This window comes from Microbulbifer mixtoriginis (SeqCode) (assembly GCF_052467705.1).
Genome location: NZ_CP174322.1, coordinates 4783647 through 4800269, shown reverse-complemented (window position 1 = coordinate 4800269; position 16623 = coordinate 4783647). Strand labels below are relative to the sequence as shown.

Genomic DNA, 16623 nt, shown 5'->3' with positions numbered 1-16623 from the left:
TTACCCTTTCAATCCGAAAGAAATAATGATGGCAACAAAAATCAGAATTGTGGACGCAAAGATAGAAACTGCGATATTGCCATTTTTCAATTCACCTTCGATGTCTACTGTACGTAGCAGTTTTTTGTCGATTGTTATTAAGGCGATTATTCCAATAAAAAGAGCCAAAACTGTGTAGATTAGGTTGATGCCGAGATTAAATAGTGTTGCGGTTATAAATTCTAATTGCATATTTTTTATTTCGATAAATCAGATTTAAATTTTTATCGATTGTAACATCTTTCACTTAATTTCTCTGTCTTGCTGTATGTGAGTAAATGCAATATCTTATTTTTTTTATTGATTGGTGTTGAAAATGCGTTTTGTTTCAGTTGCGGGCCTGGCGGCTTCCCTTTTTATGTTGTCCGCTTGTGGTGAGCGGGTAGAAGTGCCGCCTGCACATGTTGGCAAGGTGTTAACGGAGAGTGGCTACAAGCCCGAAGTGGTACCGCCTTCCAAATTTCGCTTGGATATGTGTATGTTTTATTGTGACAAGTTGGTCACAATGACAATTGCAGACTTTGGTCATTTGGAAAAATTTAAAGTCTTTATGCCCAAAGATCAGCTTAATATGAGCTTTGATGTACGTATGACCGGTGCCATCAGTAGAGAGGCTATCGATAGTGTTTTCGATCGTATTCCGCCTGACAATGACAATATTTCGGTAAATCGCGTTTATGGTACTTATGCACAGCCGGTAATTAGAGATGTGGTACGCCGTGTTGTAGCCAAGTACTCCATCAATGAGATTGCTTCAAGCCGAGAGTCTCTGAGCCACGAGCTGTTTAATGAGGTATCCAAAGCCCTAAAAGGCACACCCATAGAGATTAAGCGTTTGGGACTGGCGGATATACAATTTCCTAAGGTCATTACTCAGGCTAAAGAGCGTGCGGCCGAACGCCGTGAACTCATAGAGCAGGAAAAAGCTCAATTTCAGATTCAGAAGATACAGATGGAGCGCGATTTGGAGAGGGAAAAAATGAATCGTGCCATTGCCCGTGAAAAAGCGATTGGACAGAAAGAGGTCAATGATCTGCTTGCCAAATCGGTGACGGATAAATATCTGGCTTATAGAACCTTGGAAGTCCTAGATAAAATGGCTGAGTCAAACAACAAGGTATTTTTGCCTGTAGAGGCATTGGGGACCATCGGCATGCAACACGCGGTTCTTAATGATCAAGTAAAGCAGGTGGCTGGTAAATAGTGTTTGTAGATAAAGGCTAGAAGCAACTTCTGGCCTTTTATAACCTGGCGAGCAGATTTTTGTTGGGGAAATTGGATACTTATAAAATATTAAACATTATGTAAGTATTTAGAGCTTCTATTTCTGGAAAGCTATAGCTCAGAGCACACTTGGCTGTTCCTGCAATAACAGGCCATATTATTTCAGCTGCTGACTGCTAATTCTAATCAGAGGATGAATCCTTCCCAAAGGAGGAGCAATAAGCTCCCCCATCTGAGAAGGTTTGATCAGAATTACATGGAGCCGGTGCAACCATTGGCCGCCAGGTAATCAAATGCGGCTTTGGCCTGAACCAAGCCATAACCATAGGCATTGTCACGGCCAGCATCACCCAGGTCCTCTGCGGTAACATGCAGGGCTGTGCGAATTTCGCTATTGCTACAGTTCGGGTAGTGGCTCCAAACTAGAGCAGCTACACCAGCGACATGTGGGGTCGCCATGGAGGTGCCATTAAAGTAGGCGTAATCCTGTGCTTCGGTCTCGATAGTGGCACTGGCACCCAGCTGGGTTAATAAAGCGCTGCCATCCGCATCGGAAATACCTACGGAAGGAATATGAGTCTCCACGCCACCATGGGTACCGTAAAGCATTCCGGGTACGTTGTTGTAGATGATCGCTCCAACACCACCACCGGCTTCACAGTTCAGAACTTTATCAGCAAAGCTGATATTGCCACGTTGAATTAAACAGATTTTACCTGCTGCGCTTACGCAGGCAGATTCAGCGGTACCACAATCTTCCAAGGCTCCGGTAATCGTCCCAATGGGAGTACCAGTCATAGCTGCGGCTTCGACTTCAGCCCCTGCTACTTCCAGGGTGGCTGCTTGGCCGCTGCCAGTGGGGATGGAGGACAATACCTGCACGCCAGGCCCGGCGAGTTCAACCTGGTTGGTTTGCTGGGAGAAACCTGCGATGTTTTTGCCGCTGTCAATCGCTGCTACGGAGACAACGGAGTTGTAAGAGGCCGGGTAACTATGGCGGGTATTGCCATCATTACCAGCGGCGGCAATTGAGAGAATGCCGCGTTTATTGAGATTATCGAAACCGCGTCTCTCAAAGAAGCTAGCTCTGTCACCACCGAGGCTCATATTAATTACATTTGCACCATTCGCTGCACAATCTTCTGCAGCGGCAATCAGGGATGAAGAGTAAGCCCAGCCATCAGCACCAAATACTTTGACGATGTGCAGATTGATATTGCTGTTAGGCATTACCCCCACAACGCCAGCGTTATTATTCATGGCGGCAATAGTGCCGGCTACATGGGTACCATGGCCATTTTGATCTTCATACCAGTTGCCAGTACCCTCTGGATCGTTGCTACCAGTAACGGCATTGCCTGACAGGTCTTCGTGGGCCAGGTCGTAACCGGAATCAATGATACATACGGTACGGTTGCCAGCTTGTAAATCGTTGAGTTGGTCTGCCTGTACCATAGGGATACCGTAAGGTACTTCCTGAGACAGTGGATAACGTTTCAGATCCTCTTCAATAAAGGCGACATTGGGGTTCCTGCGTAGTGCCATTAATGCTTTTGCCGGCAGGTGTGCAGCCATAGCATTATGGTTGCGAACGTCAAGCGCTTTACGGCCGCCGTTTTGCTGAACCAGAGACCTGACGGACTCCCCCTTGCCTTCTTTGAATGTAACGATATAGCGCTTGTCTTCGGCAGTGGCAGATGTCGCTAGGCTTAATGCCAGGGCGCCGCTGGCAAATATCGAAAGGGCCTTTTTCATGAGTTACTCCTTAACAGATATTATTTTATTTTTGGGGAAAGGAAATCCTTACGGGAAGCAAATCCCGCCTTTCCCCGTCATGAAAAATAACAACCTTTTAGTTTTTGAGGAATCAAAAACGTGTTTTTTATTTAAAAAAATATATTTTTAATAGCTGGTTAAAAATTGGCGGTTTTTTCATTGAAAGGTTTTCATTTGAAAACGTTTCTTTACGGCGGGTATAAAAATAAAAAATAATACTTAAGTATTTAAATTTAGTTTTAAAGGTGTGTGAATTAGAAGCCAGGCACACTTTTGTGTGCCTGGTCAGTATTAGGGGGCTAGTTCAGGGTTGTTTTTTCTATCGGATTGCCATTGGTGTCGAGTTCAATAATCTGACCAATGTTAAGTTCAAGAATACCGTTTTCTATTTTGCTTTTATCACCAACAATCACCCAGATAAACTGATCTGGCTTGATAGTGTCCTGGGCCAATTTGTGTATTGCCTGAAGGTTTACATTGCGGATTTTTTCTGCATAGCTATCCATATAATCCAGAGGTCGGTCATAAGTGATTATGCTCGAAACTGCACTGGAAACAGCTTTAATGGTTTCAAAGCTACCTGGTAACTCATTGACACTTTTATTTTTTACTTTTTGCAACTCCTTTTCCTGAGCTGGTTTGTTGCTGATATAACTGCGCAACTCAGTCTGCAGTTCTAGCAGGGATTCTCTGGTTTTATCTGTTTGTACTGGTGCATAGATCATTAATGGCTGCTGGCCTTTCGCTCCCGTTAAAAAGGAATAAGCCCCATAAGCCCAATGCTTATCTTCGCGCAGGTTCATATTTAGGCGAGCGGTGAATGTGCCGCCAAAAATATCATTCATCATATGCATCGCATCGCGCTCAGCAATCTTTTCGGAGGGCGCCAGCAAGCCGCCAATAATAATACTTTGTTCTGCGTCAGGCTTGTTAATTAGATAGACACTGGCTTTTTGAGGATGTGCTACTCGTGTAAGGTTTTTCTGGGGCAGGGGACTTTCTGGTGCGCTCCAATCGGCAAAATGCTGTTCCAATTTTTGTGTTAATACCTCGAGGGTGATATCACCAACAGCAACTAGGGTGGCATTGTCTGGACGCAGCCAAGTTTTATGGTAGTCCACCAAGTCATCACGATTTAATGACTCTATAGAAGTCTCTGTACCGGAACCGGTAAATGGTACGCCGTAGGCATGGCCCTCTCCATAAAGTAATGGCGGTAAGCTGCGTAACGCCATTTGTACTGGACGAGTTTTTTCTTGTTGAATAGCAGCGATCCAGCGCGACCGTTTACGTTCAATTTCCTCTTCTGAGAAAGCCGGGTGCATAACAATGTCGGCGAATAGAGCTAGGGAGTCATCTAAGTTGGTTTTCAAGGCATTGAGGCGCACGGTAGAAGTGTCGATGTCGGCTCCTGCGCCAATATGAGCACCCAGTATTTCCTCTCTCGCACTGATCTGCAGTGCATCCAGTTTGCTGGTGCCCTCTTTCAGCATGGACATCGCATAGCTGGATGTGCCCAATTTGTTGCCTTGATCTGCGGCATATCCGGCATCAAACTGCAGGCGTAGATCCACGACAGGTACAGAGTTTCGTTCAGCCAGGACTACTTTAAGTCCGTTAGAAAGCTCGGCTGTTTGTAACTTGGGGAAGGGTACACTGGGGAAATTGCCCGTCTCAGGTAGTTTGCTGCGGTCAGCCCCGCTTTTGGTTGCTTTGTATTCGGGGAAGGGCAGAACCTCAAGATTGTAATCACCACTGGACAGCCATTTCTGTGCAGCTTCACGAACCTTTTGTGGGGTGATTTTTTGTTTCTCACTCAGTGCATCCAGATAGGCATTGGGGCTGTTTTTATAGAGCTCGCCACGGGCAAGGAGTACCCCTTTACCGCTCCAGCCTCCGACTTGCTCGAGGCTGCGCACCATTGAGGCGTATTCGCTCATATTTACCCTGGCCAGCTCCTCCTCGGTTGGTCCTTCGGCAAGGAATTTCTCCAGCTCTTCCTCAATGGCGGCCTCCACCTTAGCAGGCGCTACACCGGGCTTGACGTCTGCGGTAATAGGGAAGATGGAGGAGAGTTCGAATTCATGCAGGCCCACGCTGATATTGGTGGCGATTTGGTCCTTGTAAACCAGACGCTTATACAGGCGTGAATTCTTGCCGTCACCGAGCACTGCTGCGGCCAGAGCAATAGCATTGGCGTCTTCGTGGGTGAGGTTGGGGGTATTCCAGACTTTATACAGGCGGGGCTGGGCTACGCGGTCGAACATTTGCTCGCGGCTGGATTGATCCCGTTTTGCAATCCAGGCCTTTTTCTTTATTAGGGGAGGGCCGGCGGGGATATCGCCAAAGTAGTGGCTCACTTTAGCCTTGGCCGTTTCCACGTCGATATCGCCAGCTAGGACCAATACGGTATTAGCTGCACCATAGTATTGTTTGAACCATTCATGCACATCCTCAAGGGTTGCGGCATTGAGGTCTTCCATCGAGCCGATGGTGGTCCAGGAATAGGGATGATTGGCGGGAAAGATCGCTTTTTGCATACGCTCCCAAACTTTGCCGTAGGGTTGGTTTTGCCCTTGGCGCTTTTCATTCTGTACCACCCCGCGTTGCTCATCGAGCTTTTCCTGGGTAATCACTCCCAGTAAGTGGCCCATTCGATCGGATTCCATCCAAAGGGCCATGTCCAGTGCGTTGGTCGGTACAGTTTCAAAGTAATTGGTACGGTCTAGCCATGTAGTGCCGTTCATTCCTGTGGCACCGGCCTGCTCAAAAGGTTTGAAATACTCGTCGTTGTAATTTTCTGAGCCGCTGAACATCAAGTGCTCAAATAAATGGGCAAAACCTGTGCGTCCAGGTTTTTCATCCTTGGAACCAACGTGATACCAGACTCCCACGGAAACAATGGGAGCTTTGCGATCTTCATGAACGATAACGCGCAGGCCATTCGGCAGGGTAAATTTCTCGAAATTGATGGAAAGCGGAGCTGTGGCACTTGCTGTGGAGGTTAATGCTGAGCTGAGAGAGTTTTGTTCGTGATTATTATTTTCTGGTGCTTTTCCGCAGGCAGATATAGCCAGAATCAGTGTCAGGGGTACACTGTACTTTCGTACAATTTTCATAGTATTTCCTTGTCGAATAATCCTAATAATCGGTATTGGGGGCGCTTTTGAGTAGCAGGCAATTAACGCTGAGTCTCTTATGAGTTTCTTATTATAAAATTTTTTCTGAAAACAAATTGGCTAATAGTTTGCTGCTTTCTCCATAAATACGACACTCGTTCATGGAGCAGTTACCTGTGCAATACGATCTAAAGAGTTAGTGGGTCTGCTGTAGACCTATATTGATGCACGATGAATTGAGCTTTATTACTGAGTTCTTATAGCGGGCGAGGGAGCACCTGGCAAATACGCTGCTTTACGCGTAGGTGGCTCCCAATAAAAAGCCTAATGACTTAGTAGGCTTGGCGAATGATATCGATTCCTGGTGTGATGGCACGGTTCCATGCCGCTTCGATCTCAGGGGAGAACGCCTTGTCATGTTGGCGTAGGGTGGCTATCAGGGCATCAAGCCATAGGCGGTACCATTCTGGGCGAATATTATAGCCAGTGCGGTCGTGGCTTTTACCTAGGGCGCGCAGTTTGGTATCAGACATACCACGGGAGTAAAGCACTAATTGCATAATGCCGTTACGCAACAAATGCCGCTGGGCTTTCATATCTGTATTGGCAAACAGGTTACGAATGTCCGCGGAGCTGCCCATAAAGCGATCGTAAAAGTCCTTAAAGAATTCCTCATTGTTGCAGCAGCGTCCGTAACTTTGAAAGACTATATCGCTGTCGGATTGTTCCATAGGTAAGAAATCTCCATATGTGCCCCGCCGCTACCGTGGTATACGCCGGGTCTTGTGTAGTAGTGCTTATTCGATGGGGTCGGCGATTCTAGCGGTGTGGCTTTTCAGCGAAAAGAACTTTTGCATCAATGGGTTACAGAGCAGAGAGGCAAGAGAACGCGAGTCGTAAGGGTGAGGCTGAATCTCTCAAGCCATAGATTCTAGTTGAGTCTTTCGTGCAGCTTCTCTGCCAAATACCTAGCTCGCGTATGGAGTTAGGAGTTTATATGAGCGCGGCTATAAGTTTGGCATTAGGTGCCTACAGGTGCTTCTGCCAAACAGGCTTAGAGTGAATTTCGATCTTTTCTGGCTCTGACATTAAAACTGCCATGTTTTTCCTTGTTTAACTGTCGGCAGTGGTGCGGCGCAGTTGATATACTCCGCGCCCACATTTTCAGTTAATCGAAGTAAAAGAGGATTGGCGAATGGCGGTCAAATTGATGACAGATCTGGAGCTTGCGGGTAAGCGCCTACTAATTCGCGAGGACTTGAATGTACCGGTGAAAGATGGTCGGGTAACTTCTGACGCCCGTATTCGCGCGGCGCTTCCCACTATCCAGGCCGCCATTGATGCTGGTGCCAAAGTACTGCTGATGTCCCACTTGGGCCGTCCTACAGAGGGGGAGTATGCGGATGAATTCTCCCTGGCTCCGGTAGCTGCGCATTTAAGTGAACTACTCGGTCGCGAAGTGGCCCTGATCAAAGAGTGGCGCGATGGCGTCGAGCTGGCTGAGGGCGATGTGGCGTTGCTGGAGAACGTGCGTTTCAATGCCGGCGAGAAAAAAGACAGCGAAGAGCTGGCTAAAGCTTACGCGTCACTCTGCGATATTTTTGTAATGGATGCCTTTGGCACTGCGCACCGCGCTCAGGCTTCCACACACGGTGTGGCCAAGTTTGCTCCAGTCGCTTGCGCCGGTCCATTACTGGCAGCCGAACTTGATGCTCTGGAGAAGGCACTGGCCGAGCCAGCCCGCCCATTGGTAGCGATAGTGGGTGGTTCTAAAGTGTCTACCAAGCTCACCGTATTGGAGAGTCTGGCGGATAAAGTAGACCAGCTGATTGTGGGTGGTGGTATCGCCAATACTTTCCTTGCCGCTAGCGGCAAGCCGGTGGGCAAGTCTCTCTGTGAGCACGACTTGGTGGATACCGCCAAGAGTTTGATGCAGAAGTGCGATATTCCTGTGCCCGTTGATGTTGTGACCGGTAAGGAATTCAGCGAAGCAGCTGTAGCGGAAACCAAGGCCGCCGATGCCGTGGCTGAAGACGATATGATTTTTGATATTGGTCCACAATCTTCTGCAATGCTGGCGGAGATTCTTAAGGGCGCGAAAACCATTATCTGGAATGGTCCTGTAGGCGTATTCGAATTCGATCAGTTTGGCGCTGGCACTGAACATCTGTCTAAGGCCATTGCCGATAGTGATGCCTTTTCTATTGCCGGCGGCGGCGACACCCTTGCGGCTGTGGATAAATATGGTATTGCCGATAAGGTATCTTATATTTCCACGGGCGGTGGTGCCTTCTTGGAATATGTTGAAGGCAAGAAGCTGCCCGCGGTAGCCATCCTGGAGTCCCGCGGCGAAGGCTGAGTACCCAATAATGCCCTCCTCTTAAATGTGGAAGGCAATAAAAGCAAAAAATTACAAATACGACGAGTAGACGAGAAAGGAATTTAATATGGCTCTTATCAGCCTACGCCAATTGCTGGACCACGCTGCCGAGCATGGTTACGGCGTACCGGCCTTCAACGTAAACAATTTGGAACAGATGCGCGCGATTATGGAGGCGGCAAAGGAAACCGACTCTCCAGTAATCGTGCAGGCCTCCGCCGGTGCGCGTAAATACGCCGGTGCGCCCTTCCTGCGTCATCTGATCCTGGCCGCCATTGAGGAATTCCCGGAAATTCCAGTGGTAATGCACCAGGACCACGGCACCAGTCCGGCAGTGTGCCAGCGTTCTATCCAACTGGGTTTCAGCTCCGTGATGATGGATGGCTCCCTGCGTGAGGACGGCAAAACCCCGGCTTCCTACGAATACAACGTTGATGTTACTCAGCGCGCAGTAGATATGGCACACGCCTGTGGTGTTTCTGTTGAGGGTGAACTGGGTTGCCTGGGTTCCCTGGAAACCGGTATGGCCGGTGAAGAGGACGGTGTTGGTGCTGAGGGCAAGCTATCCCATGATCAGCTGCTGACTGACCCGGAAGAGGCTGCGGACTTTGTACAAAAAACTAAGGTGGATGCCCTGGCAATCGCCTGTGGTACCAGCCACGGCGCCTATAAATTTACCCGCCCGCCTACTGGTGACATCCTTGCTATTGACCGTATCAAGGAAATCCACGCGCGTATCCCAGGCACCCACTTGGTGATGCACGGTTCTTCCTCTGTGCCTCAGGAGTGGCTGGCGGTAATCAATGAGTTCGGTGGTGAAATCCCCGAAACTTACGGTGTGCCGGTAGAGCAGATTTGCGAGGGCATCAAGCACGGTGTGCGTAAGGTCAATATTGATACTGACCTGCGTCTCGCCTCCACCGGCGCCACCCGTCGTTTCCTGGCCGAGAACCCGTCAGAATTTGATCCACGCAAATTCTACAAGGCTGCTATGCAAGCTATGAAGGAAATTTGTGTTGCGCGTTACGAAGCCTTCGGTACTGCCGGTCAGGCCAGCAAGATTCGTCCGCTCAGCCTCGATGCCATGAGTGAGCGTTATGCCGCTGGCGATTTGGAACCGCAAATCAAGTAAGCGCTTACTTATTTTGCAGTGAAGAAAGGCGGACATTGTGTCCGCCTTTTTCATATTTAAGTCACTATTCACTCAGCCTGTCTCTTCCCACCCAGTGAAAATGCAGTACCATTGGTTCAATGGAAACCTTGCAAGACATCAACACCTACGAAAGTAGCCCGGTAATTCAGCGCCCGGACTACTCGGCTTTGCGGCAAAAGCTGCCGCAGCTGGACTTTGCCAATGATACGGCACCGTTGCTGACTGAGATGCAAGATTACCGAAATTTTTACGACTTACATTTTCCTCTCTCCTATAAAACCGGTGTCGGCACTTTTACTGCGGCGGGCTTTGAGCTGGTGTCCCAATATTGGCTGGTTGAAAAACCACGCGGTACCTTGTTTATCTGCCATGGTTATTTCGATCATACCGGTATTTATGGACCAGCGATTCGTTTTGGCCTCGAGCGCAATCTCAATGTGGTGATTTTCGATTTTCCTGGTCACGGACTCTCCAGCGGCGAGCGGGTGGCTATTCAGACTTTCCTGCAATACCGCCAGGTATTTGATCGTCTTTTATCGGTTGCCGAAGGGAAACTACCCAAGCCTTGGCACGCCCTGGGGCAAAGTACTGGTGGTGCTGCCTTATTAGCGCACTTGCAATACAGTCGTAGACAGCCACTAGATAAGGTTTTTCTGTTGGCTCCTCTGGTGCGCCCGGCCAATTGGCTTCTGGTGAAATGGAAGTACTATCTTGGACGCTTGTTTATTAGTGAACCCAGTCGAGAGTTCACGATTAATACCCACGATGCCGAATTCTCCCGGCGCCAGGCCCTGCGCGACCCCCTGCAATCCAGGGTAATTTCCATGTGTTGGCTCGGCGCCATGGTGGATTGGATCAAGACTTTCCCCAAAAGCGCACGCAATCCACGCAAGATCTTGGTGGTACAGGGCACCGGTGATGGCACGGTGGATTGGCGCTATGATATGCGCGCAATTCGCGATCGTTTTCCGCATTGCCACCGAGTATTAATTCGCGGTGCCCGCCACCAAATGATCAATGAAACCCAGCCCTATAGGCATCAGATACTGGCTGCTATGGATGACTGGTTAAATAGATAGGCTAAAAGGCCTCTCATTCCCCAATTTTATCTATGCTAATTTTCCTCTGATCTTCTCATATTATTAATTTGAGAGGCTTTATTGGGCTCGGTAATTCTATTGATTGAGCCTTTCATTACATGACTTATCTTTTTTCAAAGAGAGATGGAGGTTCTTATCAAAGGATTTCTCCGGTAATTGGGGAGGTGAACAGGGGTAAGAAAATAATTGAGGGGGAGTGCCGAGAGAGATGATTTGCCTTCCCTTTCCAAGTATTATGTACTTCATTTCGGCACCCAAGGAAAGATCATAAGTATTTACAATCCTGTGCGGTGTCTGCAGTCTACTGACACTATTCCATGGCTGAAAAATTATGATGGATTGTTGTTGGGAACTTATGGCTTAAACAAAAAGGCCCGTTGTAGGTGTATTTTAATTCTGAAAAAATTGAATGGGTTGTCAATTTTCAAAAAGTAAGTTTTTTGGAGTTACACTGAAAATTTTGTAAACCCTAAAATATCTGAAGTGAAATATAAGGTTGAAGAGATTTCCTTTTTTGAGAAAAAACAACTATGTTAGTGATAGTTAAAGTGCTTGTTGATGGTGGTTGTATGAAGGTTCTGCCTGCTTGACCTGGATCGATATTTTTGGTCCAGGTCAAGCATGTTGAAATCAAGGTATGAAAAGTTTGAGGTGGAATTATATTTTCTATCTTGCGTTCTTATTGATTATTCTGCTTATTATCATGTTTCTTCTTTAGGCCACTGCCAAGCCAGCCAAATAATTACTAACTTAAGAGTGAATTCAATAAAGCCTAGATAAAAATAGAAGTACCATGATGACATGAACATTGTGGCACCCAAGAATATAATAAATATTGTGGCAACAATTATATTAAGCCATTGGCAAATCTTCGGCTTTAGCATTAAGGTTAGTGCAACCATAATGCATGGTATTGATACTATTATCGCCACTGAAAGCAGTGAACCTTGAGTAACTGCACCGAATGGGCCAAATCCCTCTATAATTCTCTCAATTTTTCCTATCTTGAACAGTCCAAAGAAATCTCCATATATATAACAAAATACTATTGAGGCCCACAAAGCAGATATTTTAATTTTCACATTTACATAAGGTTCAGATAAACTGACTGTGGTTTTTCGTGTTTCTTTTTTGTTACTCATGATGTCCTCTAGACTTTATGTACGGCTGCTTCTTTACTTGAGTTGGTTTCAATTCTTGGCATACTTTCTTTGAGTCATTTTGTTTTCCTAAAAAACGTTATTTGAGTCCTATACATAGAGCATTATCATGCAATAAGGAAATTATTAGATGGTGCCATTAACATTGTGTTTTCAGATTAGCCCACATATTCTTCGTCTTCGCTTGCTCTATATGATTTCATTTTGCCTATAACAGCTGATATCGACTTTTCCCCTCTTGCATTTAATCTAAACTTCATCTTCTGATAGTTGATTAATATTTATCCTCTATGCCTCCTTTTGTTCGAGAGTTTATGTTTAGGCTATTAGTGTTGCTATCTGGAGATTGACGGAATGCTGAATGAGAGCGTTGAATGGCAGTATGCAGCGATAAAGTGTTGACCAATTTTTAGTCGGGGTAGATGATAGTCATACTGGAGAAGACGTGGAGTAAGAGGAACTCAGTTATTACTACCTAGATAACCTTACAGGTTGTCTTGTCATTTACTATTGAACAGGAGGGTGTAATGTTTAGTCATATCATGGTTGGTGCTAATGATGTTCAGCGGTCTAAAGCATTTTATGATGCTGTCTTAGGTGCTCTGGGGTATGAGCCAGGTGTTATTGATGAAAAAGGTCGCTGCTTTTACTTCACTAAAACCGGTGTCTTTGCTATTTCCAAGCCTATTGATGGGGAAGTAGCTTCTCATGCCAATGGCGGTACTATAGGTTTTAGTGCAAAGAGTACTGAAGAAGCTGATGCTTGGCATCAAGCAGGTCTTGCTAATGGCGGGGTTGCTTGTGAAGATCCTCCTGGAATACGTGAGGGTGTAGCTGGCAAATTGTATATTGCCTATTTGCGTGATCCTGCAGGAAATAAAATTTGTGCCTTACATCGGGTGGGGTAAAGTTTCTGATTTGATAGAATCGCCAGCCTTAAGTGTGCTGGCGATTCTTGGTGCGCTAACGAGACAGGCTAATGTGAGTAGCCATTAAATTTTATTTTTTATGTTGCCTTAATTTATTTTTTCTTCTGGATTTTTGAAAATGGTTGTTGGTTCCCCTTCAGGGCCAGAGTAGAAAAGAATGATAGTTACTGGTTCACTACCATCGTTGCGACCATAATGCCATTTATTGGTGACCTCAATAAAAGCTTTTCCCTCTCCGAGAGTTAGTGTTTCTTTTTGTCCAGGAAGAACAATAGTCAACGTGCCTTTCTCAATATACACACCGTTTAAAACAGGATGTTTGTGTACTGGCATTTGCTTTCCTGGGGGGATTTTTACGCGAACAATAGTTAGCTCTTGTTGACCCGGTTTCATTTCAGGGAGTTTATGCCCCTCCCAGTCTTTGCTTGAAGCCACTAATTTTTCGAACGTTACACCACCAATATCTGCCTCTCCCTTAGCACTTAAGGGAAGTGTTAGGCAAGCAGATACAAGAATCATAGTTTGAAGAGACTTCATAAGGAGTTTCCATATGATTTTCAGGTTAGAGTTGAGAGCCGCTATTTTCTGTTGATTGCTTATGTTGTATGTCTTGCTTATTTGTGGGTTTTTTACTTGCTTTATTGTTCTTGCTGTCTGATGGATACTCCACCCTACATTGTCCGCGTCCACTATCTGCAAGTGTTATTTTATCTAAGTCATCCATTACTCTGATAGGGCCCGTGTAATAGTTGCTCATGCCGGCAATAAATTCCTTTTTATCGGCTTCCGTTACCGGGGGTGGAATAAGATGAGTCAAAGCTACAGATTTTACTCCAGCTTTAGTTGCCATTTTGGCAATATCCAGGGTGTTAGAGTGATAATGAATGATTTGATCCGCTTTTTCATAGCGAAGTCGTGCCCTGCGATTGTTCCCAGTTTGCTTGAGTTTACTAATGTATTGAGCATAGCTGAGGGCTTCAGAAATTAATAAATCCGCGTCACGTTCAATATTTTCCAGGCCATCGAATACATGGGTATCTCCGGTGATAATGACTTTACAAGGACCGAAACGTATCTCATAGCCAAATGCTGGAAATACGGGTTCATGATGTACGGCAAAGACAGAAACCGTAGTGTTTCCATGGTGCCAGACTTCCTGAATAACTTCCGATTGATCTCCGGCAATATTTATTAGGTGTGGAGTGGCAACAGCTAAAACGGGATCGAGTATCCCTTGTCTATTTGCTGATCTAAAGAGAATATCGGGTCCAAAACTCTTCCTGATCCCCTCCATAATGTTGAAAATACCATAGGGCCCATAAACGTTGATCGGTTTGCTGGCGCCTACAAACCAGGATTCATTAATCACCATTGCCAGCCCCCCAAAATGATCGGAGTGCCAGTGAGTAATAAATATAGGGTCCACTTGAGCCAAGTTAAGATCCAGCTGGCCGATACGCGCTGTCGTACCTTCACCCGCATCAACTAGGAATAATTTTCCACTACTGCGTATTGCTACACAGGCAGGATGGCGCAGCCATTGATAGGCCGGGTCCGGGGTTCCGGTGCCACAGAAGTAAATATGCATCTTGCCATCGTCTTCCACATAGGGAGGATAGTGACGAAGGGATTCAGGTTGTTTGGCTGTCGAATGAGAAGACAGAATTGAGAAGAGTAGAATGGCCAGGAAAAGTTTGGCGAAAACTTTCAGCATTTTTTTGCCAATCGTTGATCTTGGAGATAAACCAAGAGTAAGCCCGGATCTATAAAACTTCCATTTTGTTCATCCCTAGACTTCAGATCTTATCTTTTTAAGTTCTTTTAATTACCGAGGTATAAAACCAGTCTTTGCTTTGGTTACATTTGCTTAAATAAGTGCATAAAGCGTCTGCTGACAGGCAAAACTTCCTGGCAATATTTTAAATGTATTTGAGCTGTATCTCCGTCTCGGATGACATGTTGAATGGCTTTAAAGTTAACGACTACTGAGCGATGTACTTGTACGAAATGTTGTGGGTCCAGCTGGGCAGAAAGGTCTTTTAGAGGTGTTTTAATCAGTGCTTCAGATGTCTTCCCATGTGATTCACTCCAGGCTATTAGCGTATATTTTTCATCGGAACGTAAATAGTGGATATCCTCTACCGCGATTAAACGCAGGGTGTTTCCAATAGAGGCTTTAATCCAGCGCAAATAATTGCTTGGTTGCGTCTTTTGAAACTGCTCGGTAATTTGTTCCAACGACTGAAGGCTGTTTCTTACTGAGCTTGTCATTTGCAGGCGTTCTTGCAGACGAGACACGGTGTTGGCTAGTCGGTCGTTTTCCACAGGCTTAACCAGATAATCCAGGGCTTCTTGCTGGAAGGCCTTCACGGCATATTGATCGTAGGCGGTAATAAAGACCAAATGGGCGCGGCGGCCAATTTCCTGTGCTGCCTCAACGCCGGAAATACCCGGCATTTGGATATCGAGAAAGCAAATATCCGGCTGGTGGAGTTCAAATAACTCTATGGCTTCTCGGCCATTGCGCGCCTCCGCCACAACTTCCAATTCGGGCCATTGGGCGGCAAGTTTGCGAATAAGGGCTTGACGCAGTAGGGGCTCATCATCGGCGACCAGGGCGGTAGCAGTGCACAGTGTCATAGGTGTTGTTTCCTGGCGATAGGGTAGTGGATTTCTGCGAGCATTCCCCGAGGTTGTAGGGCCGATAATTCCAGCGAAGCCGTTTCCCCAAAAGTAAGGCGTAAACGTTCTCGCAATGTTGAAAGTCCTGTCCCCATTCCGCTGGTTTTACCTTGCATGCCCACCCCGGTATCTTGAACTTTTACCCTGCACATACCTTTATGTCGGAGTACACGTATTTTTATTTCACCGCCGCTTTCGCTGGGATCTATGCCATGGCGAACGGCATTTTCAACAAGGGTCAATAAGGCCAAAGAAGGGCAGGGTAGTGAGTGAACCTCTTCATCGGCATTGATAGAAAAATGCAGGCGATCGGGCATGCGCATTTTCATCAGGGACAGGTAAGCTTTGACCAGGGACAGTTCTTGGCCAAGAGTGCTCTGGCTTGAATCCAACTGTGGAATGGTTGCACGCAGATAGGTGACCAGGCTGTCCAGTAGTGCTGGTGCCTGTGGAGAGGCGGAATCCACCAACTCGCGCACATTGGCGAGCGTATTAAAAAGGAAGTGTGGCGTTACCTGGGACTGTAACAATCGTAAGCGACTATCCAGTGCCTGCCGCTCCAGTGCGCCCCGCGCACGTTCAAATTGTCTGGCCTGCTCGCGTACTATTTCATCTCGCTGGCGCAATAGGGCGGACATGGCGATCCAGGGGGCAAACAATACACCGGTTACCATAATGGCAAGAAAGCCCAGGTGCTGGTCGTGGTTTTGCCAAAATGAGGGTCCACCTTCTTCTGCTGTGCCCATGTAGACGGTCAGTAAGGCCAAGGGTATGGATAGAGCTACCCCAACAACTTGAAGGGCCCAGCGCGGTAATGATTGCGGTAACTTTTGGGGCCAATGTTCCAACAGTCTGTAAGACAGCAGCGCGGCCAGTGCGGAACTGCTGGTGCGCACCAGCAGTTCTGGATAAGTACCTTTCCAGTAAAGTCCTAGGAGCAGGGTCCAAGCCAGTATGGCGATTAGCACCGTAAGTAACTGCTGCCGGCCAAGCGGCAACTTATCGATTGAAAGTCGAGGGGGTTGGTGCATGGCGGTACTTAATCCTTATCCGTAGCCGCC

At 46.8% G+C, this 16623-nt stretch carries 14 protein-coding genes; 5 read left to right on the top strand and 9 right to left on the bottom strand.

Going from position 1 to position 16623, the window contains the following annotated elements; translation table 11 throughout:
- Entirely contained in the window at positions 1-231 is a 231-nt protein-coding gene (locus tag ACJJIB_RS20790) for a DUF350 domain-containing protein (protein WP_252083660.1), read from the bottom strand.
- A 124-nt stretch (positions 232-355) separates the two neighbouring features.
- On the opposite strand from ACJJIB_RS20790, the gene ACJJIB_RS20785 reads away from it, so the two are divergent.
- The gene (locus ACJJIB_RS20785) at positions 356-1243 is read left to right on the top strand and encodes an SPFH domain-containing protein (RefSeq protein ID WP_252083659.1); all 888 of its coding nucleotides are present in this window, start codon (positions 356-358) and stop codon (positions 1241-1243) included.
- Positions 1244-1515: 272 nt separating this feature from the next.
- Here ACJJIB_RS20785 and ACJJIB_RS20780 read toward each other — a convergent pair whose 3' ends face one another.
- From ACJJIB_RS20780 to ACJJIB_RS20770, 3 genes are all read right to left on the bottom strand, one after another.
- Positions 1516-3018: a S8 family serine peptidase gene (locus ACJJIB_RS20780; RefSeq protein ID WP_444887436.1), complete on the bottom strand. Its 1503-nt coding sequence runs from the start codon at positions 3016-3018 to the stop codon at positions 1516-1518.
- Positions 3019-3338: 320 nt separating this feature from the next.
- Positions 3339-6158, bottom strand: coding sequence for a M16 family metallopeptidase (locus ACJJIB_RS20775; RefSeq protein WP_444887435.1), 2820 nt, complete (start codon positions 6156-6158; stop codon positions 3339-3341).
- Between the two features lie 332 nt (positions 6159-6490).
- Positions 6491-6889 carry a globin domain-containing protein gene (locus ACJJIB_RS20770; RefSeq protein WP_444887434.1) on the bottom strand — a complete coding sequence of 133 codons (399 nt, stop codon included), beginning with the start codon at positions 6887-6889 and terminating at the stop codon, positions 6491-6493.
- 464 nt (positions 6890-7353) lie between these two features.
- Here ACJJIB_RS20770 and ACJJIB_RS20765 point away from each other — a divergent pair, with 464 nt between their 5' ends.
- The 3 genes from ACJJIB_RS20765 to ACJJIB_RS20755 all read left to right on the top strand — a co-directional run bounded on the left by ACJJIB_RS20765 (position 7354) and on the right by ACJJIB_RS20755 (position 10770).
- Positions 7354-8517, top strand: a complete 1164-nt coding sequence (locus ACJJIB_RS20765; protein WP_444883037.1) for a phosphoglycerate kinase — start codon at positions 7354-7356, stop codon at positions 8515-8517.
- An 88-nt stretch (positions 8518-8605) separates the two neighbouring features.
- Positions 8606-9670 (top strand): class II fructose-bisphosphate aldolase, encoded by a 1065-nt coding sequence (gene fba / locus ACJJIB_RS20760; RefSeq protein ID WP_252083654.1) that lies wholly within the window; start codon positions 8606-8608, stop codon positions 9668-9670.
- Between the two features lie 119 nt (positions 9671-9789).
- A complete protein-coding gene (locus ACJJIB_RS20755; RefSeq protein ID WP_444887433.1) occupies positions 9790-10770 on the top strand; it encodes an alpha/beta hydrolase in 981 nt (326 codons plus the stop codon).
- Positions 10771-11492: 722 nt separating this feature from the next.
- On the opposite strand, the gene ACJJIB_RS20750 is transcribed toward ACJJIB_RS20755, so the two are convergent.
- Positions 11493-11933: a DUF6326 family protein gene (locus ACJJIB_RS20750; RefSeq protein WP_444887432.1), complete on the bottom strand. Its 441-nt coding sequence runs from the start codon at positions 11931-11933 to the stop codon at positions 11493-11495.
- Between the two features lie 545 nt (positions 11934-12478).
- Here ACJJIB_RS20750 and ACJJIB_RS20745 point away from each other — a divergent pair.
- A complete protein-coding gene (locus tag ACJJIB_RS20745; RefSeq protein WP_252083651.1) occupies positions 12479-12859 on the top strand; it encodes a VOC family protein in 381 nt (126 codons plus the stop codon).
- A gap of 108 nt (positions 12860-12967) precedes the next feature.
- Here the strand turns inward: ACJJIB_RS20745 and ACJJIB_RS20740 are convergent, their stop codons facing one another.
- From ACJJIB_RS20740 to ACJJIB_RS20725, 4 genes are all read right to left on the bottom strand, one after another.
- A complete protein-coding gene (locus ACJJIB_RS20740) occupies positions 12968-13417 on the bottom strand; it encodes a cupin domain-containing protein (protein WP_252083650.1) in 450 nt (149 codons plus the stop codon).
- A gap of 25 nt (positions 13418-13442) precedes the next feature.
- Positions 13443-14594 (bottom strand): MBL fold metallo-hydrolase, encoded by a 1152-nt coding sequence (locus tag ACJJIB_RS20735; protein ID WP_444887431.1) that lies wholly within the window; start codon positions 14592-14594, stop codon positions 13443-13445.
- A gap of 143 nt (positions 14595-14737) precedes the next feature.
- On the bottom strand, positions 14738-15520 hold the full coding sequence (locus ACJJIB_RS20730) for a LytR/AlgR family response regulator transcription factor (protein ID WP_444887430.1): 783 nt from the start codon (positions 15518-15520) through the stop codon (positions 14738-14740).
- Positions 15517-16593, bottom strand: a complete 1077-nt coding sequence (locus ACJJIB_RS20725; RefSeq protein ID WP_444887429.1) for a sensor histidine kinase — start codon at positions 16591-16593, stop codon at positions 15517-15519. The genes ACJJIB_RS20730 and ACJJIB_RS20725 overlap by 4 nt, the downstream gene beginning before the upstream one ends.
- Positions 16594-16623: the final 30 nt, after the last annotated feature.

What these genes read in the sequence shown, in the direction of transcription:
- ACJJIB_RS20740 (WP_252083650.1), bottom strand. Translation starts at nt 13,417, where the DNA reads ATGAAGTCTCTTCAAACTATGATTCTTGTATCTGCTTGCCTAACACTT.
- ACJJIB_RS20775 (WP_444887435.1), bottom strand. Translation starts at nt 6,158, where the DNA reads ATGAAAATTGTACGAAAGTACAGTGTACCCCTGACACTGATTCTGGCT.
- ACJJIB_RS20735 (WP_444887431.1), bottom strand. Translation starts at nt 14,594, where the DNA reads ATGCTGAAAGTTTTCGCCAAACTTTTCCTGGCCATTCTACTCTTCTCA.
- ACJJIB_RS20750 (WP_444887432.1), bottom strand. Translation starts at nt 11,933, where the DNA reads ATGAGTAACAAAAAAGAAACACGAAAAACCACAGTCAGTTTATCTGAA.
- ACJJIB_RS20765 (WP_444883037.1), top strand. Translation starts at nt 7,354, where the DNA reads ATGGCGGTCAAATTGATGACAGATCTGGAGCTTGCGGGTAAGCGCCTA.
- ACJJIB_RS20790 (WP_252083660.1), bottom strand. Translation starts at nt 231, where the DNA reads ATGCAATTAGAATTTATAACCGCAACACTATTTAATCTCGGCATCAAC.
- ACJJIB_RS20770 (WP_444887434.1), bottom strand. Translation starts at nt 6,889, where the DNA reads ATGGAACAATCCGACAGCGATATAGTCTTTCAAAGTTACGGACGCTGC.
- ACJJIB_RS20730 (WP_444887430.1), bottom strand. Translation starts at nt 15,520, where the DNA reads ATGACACTGTGCACTGCTACCGCCCTGGTCGCCGATGATGAGCCCCTA.
- ACJJIB_RS20785 (WP_252083659.1), top strand. Translation starts at nt 356, where the DNA reads ATGCGTTTTGTTTCAGTTGCGGGCCTGGCGGCTTCCCTTTTTATGTTG.
- ACJJIB_RS20725 (WP_444887429.1), bottom strand. Translation starts at nt 16,593, where the DNA reads ATGCACCAACCCCCTCGACTTTCAATCGATAAGTTGCCGCTTGGCCGG.
- ACJJIB_RS20780 (WP_444887436.1), bottom strand. Translation starts at nt 3,018, where the DNA reads ATGAAAAAGGCCCTTTCGATATTTGCCAGCGGCGCCCTGGCATTAAGC.
- ACJJIB_RS20745 (WP_252083651.1), top strand. Translation starts at nt 12,479, where the DNA reads ATGTTTAGTCATATCATGGTTGGTGCTAATGATGTTCAGCGGTCTAAA.
- ACJJIB_RS20755 (WP_444887433.1), top strand. Translation starts at nt 9,790, where the DNA reads ATGGAAACCTTGCAAGACATCAACACCTACGAAAGTAGCCCGGTAATT.
- fba (WP_252083654.1), top strand. Translation starts at nt 8,606, where the DNA reads ATGGCTCTTATCAGCCTACGCCAATTGCTGGACCACGCTGCCGAGCAT.